The organism is Pseudomonas sp. SbOxS1, assembly GCF_013416725.1.
GTDB lineage: Bacteria > Pseudomonadota > Gammaproteobacteria > Pseudomonadales > Pseudomonadaceae > Aquipseudomonas.
Genome location: NZ_JAAVXC010000059.1, coordinates 1 through 12,688, shown reverse-complemented (window position 1 = coordinate 12,688; position 12,688 = coordinate 1). Strand labels below are relative to the sequence as shown.

General features: G+C 61.8%; 12 protein-coding genes. 3 read left to right on the top strand and 9 right to left on the bottom strand.

What is annotated here, in order from left to right:
- Positions 1–410: 410 nt before the first annotated feature.
- From HFK74_RS32000 to HFK74_RS31960, 9 genes are all read right to left on the bottom strand, one after another.
- Positions 411–1,073 carry a glutathione S-transferase family protein gene (locus HFK74_RS32000; protein ID WP_180207075.1) on the bottom strand — a complete coding sequence of 221 codons (663 nt, stop codon included), beginning with the start codon at positions 1,071–1,073 and terminating at the stop codon, positions 411–413.
- A 205-nt stretch (positions 1,074–1,278) separates the two neighbouring features.
- A complete protein-coding gene (locus tag HFK74_RS31995; protein WP_180207073.1) occupies positions 1,279–3,720 on the bottom strand; it encodes a TonB-dependent siderophore receptor in 2,442 nt (813 codons plus the stop codon).
- A gap of 87 nt (positions 3,721–3,807) precedes the next feature.
- A complete protein-coding gene (locus HFK74_RS31990; RefSeq protein WP_180207071.1) occupies positions 3,808–4,788 on the bottom strand; it encodes a FecR domain-containing protein in 981 nt (326 codons plus the stop codon).
- A complete protein-coding gene (locus tag HFK74_RS31985; RefSeq protein WP_180207069.1) occupies positions 4,785–5,291 on the bottom strand; it encodes a sigma-70 family RNA polymerase sigma factor in 507 nt (168 codons plus the stop codon). Before HFK74_RS31985 ends, HFK74_RS31990 begins: the two co-directional genes overlap by 4 nt.
- Before the next feature lie 120 nt (positions 5,292–5,411).
- On the bottom strand, positions 5,412–5,870 hold the full coding sequence (locus HFK74_RS31980; protein ID WP_180207052.1) for a MarR family winged helix-turn-helix transcriptional regulator: 459 nt from the start codon (positions 5,868–5,870) through the stop codon (positions 5,412–5,414).
- A gap of 146 nt (positions 5,871–6,016) precedes the next feature.
- Positions 6,017–6,469 (bottom strand): Ohr family peroxiredoxin, encoded by a 453-nt coding sequence (locus tag HFK74_RS31975; RefSeq protein WP_180207050.1) that lies wholly within the window; start codon positions 6,467–6,469, stop codon positions 6,017–6,019.
- 63 nt (positions 6,470–6,532) lie between these two features.
- Positions 6,533–6,985 carry an Ohr family peroxiredoxin gene (locus tag HFK74_RS31970; protein WP_180207049.1) on the bottom strand — a complete coding sequence of 151 codons (453 nt, stop codon included), beginning with the start codon at positions 6,983–6,985 and terminating at the stop codon, positions 6,533–6,535.
- Between the two features lie 235 nt (positions 6,986–7,220).
- The gene (locus HFK74_RS31965) at positions 7,221–7,676 is read right to left on the bottom strand and encodes a glycine zipper 2TM domain-containing protein (RefSeq protein WP_180207047.1); all 456 of its coding nucleotides are present in this window, start codon (positions 7,674–7,676) and stop codon (positions 7,221–7,223) included.
- A 134-nt stretch (positions 7,677–7,810) separates the two neighbouring features.
- The gene (locus HFK74_RS31960) at positions 7,811–8,089 is read right to left on the bottom strand and encodes a Rho-binding antiterminator (RefSeq protein WP_180207045.1); all 279 of its coding nucleotides are present in this window, start codon (positions 8,087–8,089) and stop codon (positions 7,811–7,813) included.
- 448 nt (positions 8,090–8,537) lie between these two features.
- On the opposite strand from HFK74_RS31960, the gene HFK74_RS31955 reads away from it, so the two are divergent.
- The 3 genes from HFK74_RS31955 (at position 8,538) to HFK74_RS31945 (ending at position 12,551) form a co-directional block, all read left to right on the top strand.
- Positions 8,538–9,875 (top strand): aromatic acid/H+ symport family MFS transporter, encoded by a 1,338-nt coding sequence (locus tag HFK74_RS31955; RefSeq protein ID WP_180207043.1) that lies wholly within the window; start codon positions 8,538–8,540, stop codon positions 9,873–9,875.
- Between the two features lie 29 nt (positions 9,876–9,904).
- Entirely contained in the window at positions 9,905–11,167 is a 1,263-nt protein-coding gene (locus HFK74_RS31950; RefSeq protein WP_180207042.1) for a gallate dioxygenase, read from the top strand.
- Positions 11,168–11,303: 136 nt separating this feature from the next.
- On the top strand, positions 11,304–12,551 hold the full coding sequence (locus HFK74_RS31945; protein ID WP_180207040.1) for an OprD family porin: 1,248 nt from the start codon (positions 11,304–11,306) through the stop codon (positions 12,549–12,551).
- Positions 12,552–12,688 lie beyond the last annotated feature (137 nt).

Sequence of the window (12,688 nt, the reverse complement as noted above, 5' to 3'; positions counted from 1 at the left end):
AGGGCATGCCGAGCCTTAGCGAGGCACCGAACGTCAGGGGCAAGAGCCCTTGGTTACTTGGGGCCGGGCGGCGTTCCGTTTTTCCAAGTGACTCGCCGTAAGGGCGAAACCCTAAGTGGGCGTTACCGCAGGAATGGATATGTACGCCTGAAAGGTAATTATCGTCTGCCAGGACGCCTTCGCCGGCAAGCCGGGCTCCTACAGGTTTTCCGAGTGACTCGCTGTAAGGGCGAAACCCTAAGTGGGCGTTACCGCAGGAATGGATATGTACACCTGAAAGACAATCATCGGTAGCGATGACGCCTTCGCCGGCAAGCCGGGCTCCTACAGTAAGGGCGAAACCCCAGGTGGCCGTTACCGCAGCAATGGATATACACCCGATAAGCGCCTTCAGTGTGCGCATGAGGTTGTTAGCGAAACCGTTGGGGTATGGCCTCGGCAAACGGATAGAAGGCAAACCACGGCCTGGCTTCGTCGATGACGCGCCCGAATGAAGGCCGTTGCGTCAGCCTGTCGAAATACGCGCTCAGGTGCTGGCAGTCGTCGGGGAAGGGCACCAGCGTGCAGGCATAGAACAGGGCCGGGGCGGCCGCGCAATCGGCCAGGCTGAAGTCCGGGCTGGCCACCCAGGTTCTCAAGGCCAGCTGGCGCTCGAGCATGCCGTAGGCCGTCGTCAGCATGGCCCGTTCGCGGCTCAGGTCGCCGTTCGTCGCGTACAGGCGATCGGCGACGATCTGTTGCATCGGTGCCTGCACGTACTGGTCGAAGAATCGATCCCACAGGCGCACCTGCAAGGCGGTATCCCAATCAACAGGCAGCAGACAGTGCTCACCTGCATAAAAACGGTCCAGGTATTCGATGATGACACTCGACTCCGCCAACCCTTGCGCATGCGTGTGATCGCGGATGACCGGGAACTTGCACAGGGGCCATAACGCCTGCAGTTCCGCCCGGTCCGCCTCGTTGGAAAGATCGATGATCCGCCGCTGGAAGTCGATCCCGTGCTCGTAGAGCGCGATCAGCACTTTGTGGCAGAAGGACGACAGCGGGTGGTAATAGAGCGTCAGCGGCATTATTCAACTCCTTGGGCGCGATGGCGCCCCTTAGGGTGACTGGCAGATTAAGTCGCCATTGCGGAGTTCGCCACCTCTGCGGGTTTGCCGGGTTGCCTTGGGTTTGTAGGAGCGTGGCTTGCCCGCGAACCAGACGCTGCGGTTTATCTGTAAGACCGCGTTATCGTTTTTCGCCGGCAAGCCTGGCTCCTACAAGGGGCCCGTGTCAGAACGTCGGCGTGTACTTCACGCTGAACATCATGTTGCGCGGTTCGCCGAAGTTGTTGTTGCCACTGAGCTGGCTGTATCCCGCCGTGTAGTAGTGCTTGTCGAACAGGTTGTTGGCGTTCAGCGCCAGGCCGATCTCGGGCGTGAGCTGGTAGCCGACGCGGGCACTCCAAACGGTATAACCCGGCACGTCGAAGGTGTGTTCATAGCCCAGGGTATGGCTTTGGGTGGTGAAACCCAGCCCGGTGCTGACACGGTTCCAGTCGCCGCTGAACTGGTAATCACCCCAGACCCGCAGCATGTGTTTTGGCGTCCAGGCACTGAAGACCTTGCCTTCGTCGACCGGGTCATCGAGGTATTTGGTGGTGTTGTAGGTGTAGCCGGCAAACAGCTGCAGGCCGCTGAGCACTTCGCCGCTGATTTCCGCGTCGAGCCCCTGGCTGCGCACTTTTCCCGAGGCTGTCGAGCAGTACCAGCCGTCGCAGGCAAAGCCCGATGTCAGGTCGTTGACCGCCCGGTTTTCCTGGTCATAACGGAACAGCGCCAGGGAGGTGTTGACCCGGCCGTCCAACAGCTCGCCCTTGAGGCCGATTTCATAGTTGCTGCCGATCACCGGCTTGAGCATCGAGCCGCCGGCGTCGCGCACGGTTTGCGGTTCGAACACGTCGGTGTAGCTGGCATACACCGCCCATTCACGGCTCAGGTCATAGATGATGCCGGCATAGGGCGTGACTTCTCCGTTTTCGTTGGCGGTGCTTTCCGGATTGACGCTGACCACGTCGCTGAACGCGACCTGGGTCCATGATTTGTAGCTGAAGTCGTACCAGCTGACCCGGGAGCCGAGCACCAGGGTCAAGGGGTCGATCGGCTTGACCCGCCAGCTGCCGTACAGGCCTTTTTGCCGAATGTCGTATTTGCTCGGGGTTGCCCGGCCGCCGGGGGTGTTGAGCAAACCGTCGTAGCTGATTTCGGGGCGGTTGTGGTCAATGCCGAAGATGGTATCGGTGCTGTTATTGAAAGTTCGGGCGAACTTGTCGTCTGACGTGTACTTGGAGTAGTTACCCCCCAGCATGACTTCGTGCTGCATGGACAAGGCGTCGAAGTGGCCGATGAGGTTCATGTCCAGGCCGAGTTTGGTGGCGTCGAAATCGGTGACGAAGTCGGCGTACTGCACGCCGCTGCCGTCGAGTTCCAGGCCATCGCCGCTACTTTGCAGCCGCTGGTTTTTCGCCTTGTTGGTTTCGCTCATGCGCACGGCACCGACCTTGAAGGCCCAGTCGTCGTTGAAGTGGTGCTCAAGGTCGGTATAAACGGTGGTGACATCGATGTCCGAATGGTTCCAGCGCGCGCCGGTATAGGTGGAGCGCGGCACATCGACCGTCTTGCCGTCGGCATAGCGCGGCAGGCCGCGGATCATCGGGCGCGACTCGGCATCGGAGTAGCTGACCGCCAGGCCCAGGGTGGTGTCCTCGCGCAGGTCGAAGTCCAGGGCGCCGTACAGGGAGTGTGTCTTGCTCCACTCGTAGTCGATGAACGAATCGCTCTGGTCTTCGTCGGCCACGAAGCGGCCGCGCACCGTGCCGGCCTGATTCAGTGGCCCGCCGGCGTCCAGTTGCAGGCCGTAGTGGTCCCACGAGCCGGCCTTGCCGGTGACGGTCACGGTCGGTACGTACTGCCCGCGTTTGCGCACCAGGTTGATGGCGCCGCCGGGGCTGCCGGTGCCTTGCAACAAGCCGGACGCGCCGCGCAGCACTTCCATGCGATCGAAGAAGATCAGGTCCTGGGTGGCCCAGTTACCCAATGCGTAGGTATTGCGCGGGATCGGCACGCCGTCGTATTGCCAGTCATCGATCTGGAAACCGCGCGAGGTCAGGACCATGCCTTTGCCCACGCCCTGGACGCCGACCAGGCCGGTGGTCTTGTTCGCGGCTTCCTTCAGGTCAGTGATGTCCTGGTCGTCCATTTGCTTGCGGGTCATCACGGTGACCGACTGGGGGATTTCCTTGAGGGTGTGGGTGCCCTTGCCGATGGTCACCGCCCGCGCGGCGTAGGAGCCCGAGCCTTCAGTGGTGGCGTCGGTGCTGCGTTCGATGATGTTGGTCGCACCCAATTGCAGCGCGGCAGAGCCAGTGGCGGCCGGTTCGACGCTGTAATTGCCCTGTGCGGTCACGCGCAGTTGCAGGCCGCTGCCCGCCAACGCCCGTTGCAGCGCTTCTTGCGCAGACATCTGACCCATCACCGCAGGCGCTTGCTTGCCCTGTACGAGCGCCGGCTCCAGCGAAATGATCTGTCCGCCCTGGCTGGCAATGGCATTGAGGGTACTGGCCAGCGGGCCGGCGGGCAGATTGAACGACAGGGTTTGCGCCTGCGCCAGGGCAGGGCCTGCCAGGGTTGCCAGGGCAACGGTTACGCAAAGCGGGTGGGACCACGGGTTGAGCACAGCATTCTCCTGAAGGTGTAAGTGTCAGGAGATAGGTGGGATGAGAAATGAAAACCGGACACGAATAAGAGTGATTTGCAAAAAAAACTATTCTTTGTCCGATTTTGCACGGATCAGCGTCAGCCACGGACTGTACTGATCGACCCGGATCGGCAGGGTTTCAGCCAGCGCCGCAAAGACACGCGCGGGGTCATTGAGCGGGAACACGCCCTGGACTCGCAAGTTGCGCACTTCAGGGGACACGCGGACAAAACCGCGGCTGTAGGGGCGCAGTGCATCGACTACGTTTACGAGGGGCTCGTCCAGCACATTCACCCGCCCGCTGAGCCAGTCAGCGCGATATCGCTGATCGCCGCTGACAGCTTCGATGCGCCCCGCGTAGAGCAGGGCGGACTCGCCCTCCTGCAGGTCACGCCGGGTGCCATCGAACAGGCTGGCCTGGACTGAATGCTCCAGCACCACCACACGACTGGCGTCCTGCTCCTGGGCGACCAGGAAACGCGTGCCCAGTGCACGCACTTCACCCTGGGCGGTGCGCACACGCAGGGGACGTCGCGGATCGGCCGCCACCTGAATGATCAGTTCGCCGTGGCGCAGGATGACCAGCCTTTGCTGGTCGTCGAATTGCAGGTCCACCGCGCTGTCGGCGTTGAGATTCAAGCGGCTGCCGTCGGCCAGGTTGAAATCCTGGCGCTGCCCCCGTGTGGTGGACAGGTCGGCGAACAGGCTGTCGCCCAGTGGGCTGCGCGCGCCCAGCCACAAACCGCCCCCGAGCAGGCCCAGGCCGGCGATCACCCGCAGCGCATCACGCCGCGATGCCTGAGGCTGCAACAGGACCTGGCGGGCATGCTCGGTTTGCCCCGGCAAGCGTCGGTCCAGGGCACGCAGGGTGTTGAAGGAACCGCCCAGGCGTTCCTGCAATCTGGCCCAGGCCTGGGCGTGCGCCGGGTCCTTGGCCAGCCAGGCATCGAATCGCGCCTGCAGGGCGGCAGTGGGGGTACCGGCGCGCAGGCGCACCATCCAGTCGATGGCCTGCTCGCTGACAGGGTCGAGGCGCTCGGTGCTCATGCGGCCATCTCGCTCAGGTAGCACTGGCGCAAGGCCTGTTTCATGTAGCGGCTGACCGTGCGCTCCGACAGCCCCAGCTTGTGGGCGATGGCCACATAACTCATGCCGTCCAGCTGGCTGTAGAGGAAGGTGGCCTTGACCACCGTCGGCAGGCCATCCAGCGCCCGGTCAATGGCCACCAGGGCTTCGATCAGTTGCAGTTGCTCTTCCGGGGAGGGTGCCACCATCTCGGGCAGGGTGGACAGGCGTTCCAGATACGCCAGTTCCAGTTTGCGCCGGCGATGACGATCGAAAATCAGCCGTCGGGCAATGGTCGAGAGGTAGGCACGCGGCTGTTCGATGCTGTCGGGATCGACCCGGGCCATCAGCATCTGGCAAAACGTATCGGCGGCAGTGTCCTCGGCATCCGCATGATTGCGCAGCCGACGCTGGATATGCTGCAGCAGCCAACGGTGGTGATCGCTGAAGAAGAAGCTCAGCTTGCTGGTCGAAGGAGGTTGCACCGGTGTTTTTTCCAGATGTTAGTGTAAATCGTTCTCAATACTACCTTTGAGCGACGAACCACCGCAATCGGGACTTCTTCTGGCAACCTTTGTGCGTGATCTGTTTTACCGGTTCAGCGTTTATTTATCGGCATTGGTCGTGCGGATCAGGTTGTTGCGCAACGCTACGATCGCCTTTTGCATTTGCACGAAATCGTCTGGATCGAGGCCGGTTTGCGGAAAGCCGTCTTCCGTCAGTTCTGCGCGCAGTTCGCGACCTGCGTCGGTCAGGCTGATGCGCACCTGGCGTTCGTCTTCCGGGTCGCGCTGACGTCGCAGGTAACCCATAGCCTCGAGTTTTTTCAGGATCGGGGTGAGGGTGTTGGATTCCAGGAACAGTTTTTCTCCCAGGCTGCCGACGGTCTGGTCGTCCTGCTCCCACAGCGCGACGAGGGTGATGTATTGCGTATAGGTCAGGCCTAGCCGTTCGAGCATCGGCTTGTAGGCCTTGCCGAAAGCGAGGTTGGTGGAATAGACCGCAAAACACAGGAAGTCGGACAGCTTCAGATCCAGGGCGGACGTCTTGTCGGTGGTTTTCATGGGTGTTCTCTTGGGGCCGGCTGCGAGACTCAGACTATACATCGTATGCGATGGTGTCGGAAGTGCTCTAACCCGCTGGGCATCTGTCTCGTAACGGCCGACGGCCGGCTCTCCGGGAAATCCCGGGGAGCCGGCCGGGCGATGCGTTACTCGGTCAGGACGTTGATGGCGACGTCGATGTTGCCGCGGGTGGCCTTGGAGTACGGGCAGATCGCATCGGCGTTGTGGGCCAGTTCGGTCGCGACTTCGTGTGACAGGCCCGGCACCCGCAGGGTCAGTCGGGCCTGGAGGAAGTAGGCGGCGCCGGTCTGGCCCAGGTCGACTTCGATGTCCACGGCCGTATCGGCCGGCAGCGTCACTTTCGCCTGTTGGGCGGCCAGGCCCACCGCGGCGATGTAGCAGGCCGACCACGCCCCGGCGAACAGCTGCTCGGCCTTGGGATGCGGTAGCACGCCGGTGAACACGTGTGCCGGCGTGGCGCTGCCAGGGGACGACAGTTCGATGTCGAGGTTGCCGTTATGGCCGCGCGAGGTGGTGCCGGCGCTGCTCAGGGTGGTGTGGGTCTTGCCGCTGGCCAGGACTTTTTCGATTTTGCTCATGATGATTTCCTCAGGTTTACCGATTATGTTGTTCGTGTGCGCTAACATCGCATGCGAGATTAATTAGACCGTAATAACGTTCAGGGCAACGTCGATATTGCCGCGTGTTGCTTTGGAGTAGGGGCAGATGGAATCGGCAATGTGCGCCAGTTCCGTCGCGACGTCATGGGCCAGCCCTGGCACGCGCAGGGTCAGTCGGGCCTGAAGGAAGTAGGCCGGCCCCGTCTGGCCCAGGTCCACTTCAATGTCGACGGCCAGGTCCGCTGGCAGCGCGATGTTGCGCTCTGCGGCCACCAGGCCGACGGCGGCGGTGTAGCAGGCCGACCAGGCCCCGGCGAACAGTTGCTCGGCCTTGGGGTGCGGCTGGGTACCGGCGAACACGTGGGCTGGCTGGGCGGAACCGGGGGTCGACAGTTCGATGTCGAGGTTACCGTTATGGCCGCGCAAGGTGGTGCCAGCGCTGCTCAGGGTGGTGTGGGTCTTGCCGGTGGCCAGGACTTTTTCGATCTTGCTCATGGGGTGGATCCTCAAGGGTGCGGTCAGGTTTGATTTAGTGTCGTGTGCGTTTAGATCGCATCCGATGAAATTAATACTCCTCCGGAACCCGATCGACGTCAAGGGGTATATCGCAACCTGGGCGACGAGCGGTCGAGGTCCATGCCTTAGGGTTGTTCAAAAAAATGCCCCGAGCTGTTCAGGCTCGGGGCATTTCATTGACGCTTGACCATCGACTCCCGGTTGTGGGTGATGATCAGCTTTGTGGCACTACCCGAGCTTCATTGCCGGTGCCTTCGATATAAACACTCTGGCCTTTGCTGAGTGCGGCATTGACCGGCTGGGTCACCGACACCAGAACGCCGCTTTTCGTGCGCACGATAATCTGCTGGGCTTGTTGCGGTTGATCGTATTTTTTCTTCTCGGCGTAGTTGCCACCCGCCGCACCCGCGAGGGCGCCAGCGACCATGGCGACATCTCGCCCGGTGCCCGAACCGATCAGGCTACCGATTCCCACGCCCGCGAGTCCGCCAAGAATGGCGCCGACGCCGCTGTCGTGATTGGTCTGCATCTGCGTCATGGTGATCTGCTCGATTTTCCCTGAGCGGATTTCCATCTCGCCGGCGCCACCGCTGCCAGCGTCGACGGCGGCGCAGGCGCAAAGCACCAGACTTACAAGCGTGATCGTTAGCCAGGAAGCGGTGTTTTTCATGTTGAACTCCATCATCCAGGGGAAGCGGTTCATTCAAACGCAGCAACACACGTTAGACGAAGGAGACTAGCACAGGGCCCTGCGGCCGCCGCCGGTGCTGCGCACGGCGACAGGTCGCTGGTCTGGCAGCGCCCTCAGAACGTGCAGGAGGCAGCGGAAAATACCACCCGGCCGAACTGCGCATTGGCGTCCAGTGGCGTGATGGCGAGCAATTGGTCCAGGCGGACCTCCTGCTGGCCGTCAGCCGTTTCCAGGCGCAGAAACTCTTCCTTGTCGCTGGAGGTGCGCGTGGTCAAGGCCGTGGCGACCAGGCGTGCGCCATCGTGCAATTCGATGTCCAGTCGATAGCCGCGCATACAGGCGATCTCCAGATAGTCATGCAGGTCGCAGTTCATGGGCTGGTAGGTGTTCATATCGTTATTCCTGACAACTTTGCAGTCGGTTCAACGTGGCAGGACTGGCAGCGGTCCTGGGCAATATCTTCGTCCTGAATCCCCTGTTCATCAAGGAACCGGCTCGCTCCACATTCGAATGCATTCCCCTGTAGGAGCAAAGCTTGCTCGCGATGGTCGTGAACGATAACGCGCCCTGTCTGAATGATCGCGTTGTCCGGACCTCCATCGCGAGCAAGCTTTGCTCCTACAGGGAACGAGTACATCCGCGGAACCAGGCTGCCTTCACGCCTCACCCCGAATATCACCCGATAAGAAAAACCGATACCCGCTTAAGGATTTCCCAGAGGCGGGGCAGGCACCTGCGGCTTTAGAGTCACGCCCAGCGTTCGACGGGTTGGATGGCTCATGGGCCTGCCGCCATTGCCGAGCCTCTCGCAATTTCTACAAAAATAAGAAGGTGATATGCATGAGTCACGAGACGGTCGATATCAAGGCGTGGATCGACAACCGACCGGTTGCCGGCTACCAGTGGCTCATCATGAGCCTGTGTTTCTTCGTGGTGCTGTTCGATGGTTTTGACGTCGCGGTCATGGGCTTTATCGCGCCTTCGCTGATCCAGGAGTGGGGGCTGTCCAAGGCGGCCTTTGGCCCGGTGATGGGCGCCGGCATGGTGGGCCTGGCCATTGGTGCCTTGACCGCCGGCCCATATGCCGACCGCCTGGGGCGCAAGAAAGTGCTGTTGATTGCCGTGACGGGTTTCAGCGTGCTGAGCCTGGCCTGTGCCTTTGCCCGCAACCCCTACGAACTGGCAGCCCTGCGGCTGTTGACCGGCGTGGCCCTGGGCGCGGCGATGCCCAATACCACCACGCTGCTCTCCGAATACCTGCCGCAGCGTAATCGCTCGCTGTTCATCACCATCATGTTCACCGGTTTCAACATGGGCTCGGGGATGGGTGGCTTGTTGGCCGCCTGGTTGATCCCAAATCACGGCTGGCAATCGGTGCTGCTCGCCGGCGGCATCCTGCCGTTGGTGTTGCTGCCGTTCCTATGGCTGCTGTTGCCCGAGTCCCCGCGTTTCCTGGCGGCGCGTAACGCGCCAGCGAGCCAGATCGCCAAGGTGCTGAACAAGTTGGGCGGACGCTTTTCGGCGAGCACCACATTCACCATCAGCGAGCCCCAGGTCCAGCACAAGGCGCCGGTGCGCATGTTGTTCACCGAAGGCTATCGCTTCGGCACGCTGGCCCTGTGGATGACCTACTTCATGGGCCTGCTGGTGATCTACCTGACCATGGGCTGGATGCCGACCCTGCTGCGCGAAGGTGGCCTGTCCATCGAACGCGCGGCGACCATCACCGGCCTGTTCCAGATCGGCGGCACGGTCGGTGCGATCGTGGTCGGCTGGGCCATGGACCGGCGCAATCCCAACGCCGTCATTGCGACCTCCTATGCCTTGGGCGGCGCGTTCATCCTGCTGCTGGGGGCCTTCAGCCTGGAGTCGAGCCTGTTGGCGTTCGGCGTGGTCGCGGCGGGCTTCTGCATGAGTGGCGCGCAGACCGGTCTCAACGCCTTCGCTCCGGGTTATTACCCAACCGATTGTCGCGCCACAGGGGTGAGCTGGATGCTGGGTATCGGCCGCTTCGGCGCTATCTTTGGCTCTCTCATCGGTGGTGCGGTGCTCAGCCTCGGGTTGGGCCTGCCGGTGCTGTTCACCCTGTTGAGCGTGCCAGCCTTCATCGCCGCGCTGGCGATCCTGGCCAATGGTCATGCACGGCGTCGGGTCAACGGCGCGGTACTGGCGCAATAATTTTCTTCGAACACAGGAACTCACTCTTCATGGCACGCATCATCGGTGGTCTCGCTGTTTCCCACACCCCAACCATCGGCTTCGCAGTCGATCACGACAAACAGAACGAGGCGGCCTGGGCGCCGATCTTCGAAGGCTTCGAACCGATCAAGGTGTGGTTGAAGGAGCAACAGCCGGACGTGTTGTTCTACATCTTCAACGACCACGTGACGTCGTTTTTCTTCGACCATTACGGCGCGTTCTCGCTGGGTGTGGATGAGCGTTACGAAGTCGCGGACGAGGGCGGCAACCCGCGCTCGTTGCCCGCGGTCGGCGGGCATGCGGCGCTGTCGCGCCATATTGGCCAGAGCCTGATGGCCGACGAGTTCGACATGAGCTTTTTTCGCGACAAACCGCTGGACCATGGCTTCTTCTCGCCGATGTCGGCGCTGTTGCCCTGCGAGCCAGCCTGGCCGGTGGAGATCGTGCCGTTGCAGGTGGGCGTGTTGCAGTTTCCGATTCCCAGTGCGTTGCGCTGCTACAAGCTGGGACAGGCGCTGCGCCGGGCCATCGAAAGCTATCCCGAAGACTTGAAGGTGGCCATCGTCGCCACCGGTGGCGTGTCCCATCAGGTGCATGGCGAGCGTTGCGGTTTCAACAACCCGCAGTGGGACGAGCAGTTCATCGATCTGCTGGTCAACGACCCGCTGCGCCTGACCGAGATGACGCACGCCGAATACGCCACCCTGGGCGGCATGGAGGGTTCTGAAGTCATCACCTGGCTGATCATGCGCGGCGCGTTGTCGGCCACGGTAAAGAACCTGCATCAGGATTACTACCTGCCATCCATGACCGGCATCGCCACGCTGTTGCTGGAAAACCAGGACCGGCCGGTGCCCGCCGACGTCACCGCGCGCCACTTGCAGCACATGCAGCACCAGTTGGCCGGCATCGAAAAACTCGAGGGCACCTATCCGTTCACCCTGGAACGCAGCGCCAAGGGTTATCGGCTGAACAAGTTCCTGCATCGCATGATCGAGCCGCAATGGCGCCAGCGTTTTCTCGACGCGCCGGAGGCGCTGTTTGAGGAAGGCGGCTTGAGCGAGGAGGAACGCGACCTGCTGCGTCGTCGCGACTGGCGCGGGTTGATCCAGTACGGGGCGATCTTCTTCGTGCTGGAAAAACTCGCGGCGGTGCTTGGGATTCCCAACCTGCAGGTGTACGCCGCGATGCGCGGCCAGGGCCTGGACGAGTTCATGAAAACCCGCAACCAGCAAGTGCTGTACTCGGTGGCGGGCAAAGCGTCGCGCTGATCACCCGGGGCTGACGCGCCTTCGGCAAACGGCGACTCTCCCCGAGTCGCCATCTCCGATTTTCGTTTGACCTCACTGTGCCCGGCACTGACGGGCGCAGGGCATTCCCTTACCCAAAAACCGGAAAACAATAACAATGAAAACCACCGTCCATCTTCGGATCGCCTGCACCCTGGCCGCCTTTTCCGTGCTTCCGCTTGCGGCCTCGGCTGCCGGTTTTATCGATGACGCCAGCGCCAACCTGAACCTGCGTAACTTCTACATCAATCGCAATTTCACCAACCCGGCTTACCCACAAAGCAAGGCAGAGGAGTGGACCCAGAGTTTCATTCTTGACGCCAGGTCCGGTTTCACCCAGGGCGTGGTCGGGTTCGGCGTTGATGTGCTGGGTCTGTATTCGGTGAAGCTCGATGGCGGCCAGGGCACCGGCGGCACGCAGCTGTTACCGCTCGATAGCGATGGACGTCCCGCCGATGACTTTGGCCGCCTGGCGGTCGCCGGGAAGATGAAAATGGGGAAAACCGAACTGAAGGTCGGTGAGTGGATGCCGGTGCTGCCGATCCTGCGTTCCGACGACGGCCGCTCGCTGCCGCAAACCTTTCGCGGAGGCCAGGTCACTTCGCAGGATATCGACGGCCTGACGCTGTATGGCGGCCAGTTCCGGCAGAACAGCCCGCGCAACGATTCGAGCATGGACGATATGTTCATGCAGGGTAAAACCGCGTTCACGTCAGATCGCTTCAATTTCGTGGGCGGTGAATACAGCTTCAACGACAAGCGCAGCTTGATCGGCCTGTGGAATGCCGAGCTCAAGGACATCTACCAGCAGCAGTACCTGCAAATCGTCCACAGCCAGCCGCTCGGCGCCTGGACCCTGGGAGCGAACCTGGGTTACTTCTGGGGCCGCGAGGACGGTAGCGCCCGCGCTGGCGACCTGGATAACCGCACCGTTTCGGCCTTGCTCTCGGCCAGGTATGGCGGCAACACGTTCTACGTTGGCCTGCAGAAACTCAGCGGCGACGATGCCTGGATGCGGGTCAACGGCACCAGCGGCGGGACCCTGGCCAACGACAGCTACAACTCAAGCTATGACAACGCCAGGGAAAAATCCTGGCAGGTGCGTCACGACTACAACTTCGTCGCCTTGGGCATCCCCGGGCTGACGCTGATGAACCGTTACATCAGCGGCGACAACGTGCACACCGGTGCCATCACCGACGGCAAGGAGTGGGGCCGCGAATCGGAACTGGCCTACACCGTGCAAAGCGGCGCGTTGAAAAACCTCAACGTCAAATGGCGTAACTCGAGCATTCGCCGGGACTACAGCAGCAACGAGTTCGACGAGAACCGCTTGATCGTCAGCTATCCGTTCAGCCTGCTCTAACGCCGAACCCCTTGTAGGAGCGAGCCTGCTCGCGATGGTCGTCAACGATGACGCGGGAAGCCTGGTACCCCGCGGCGCCCTCAGGTTCATCGCGAGCAGGCTCGCTCCTACAGTGGATTGTCGCCATGCCCAGGATC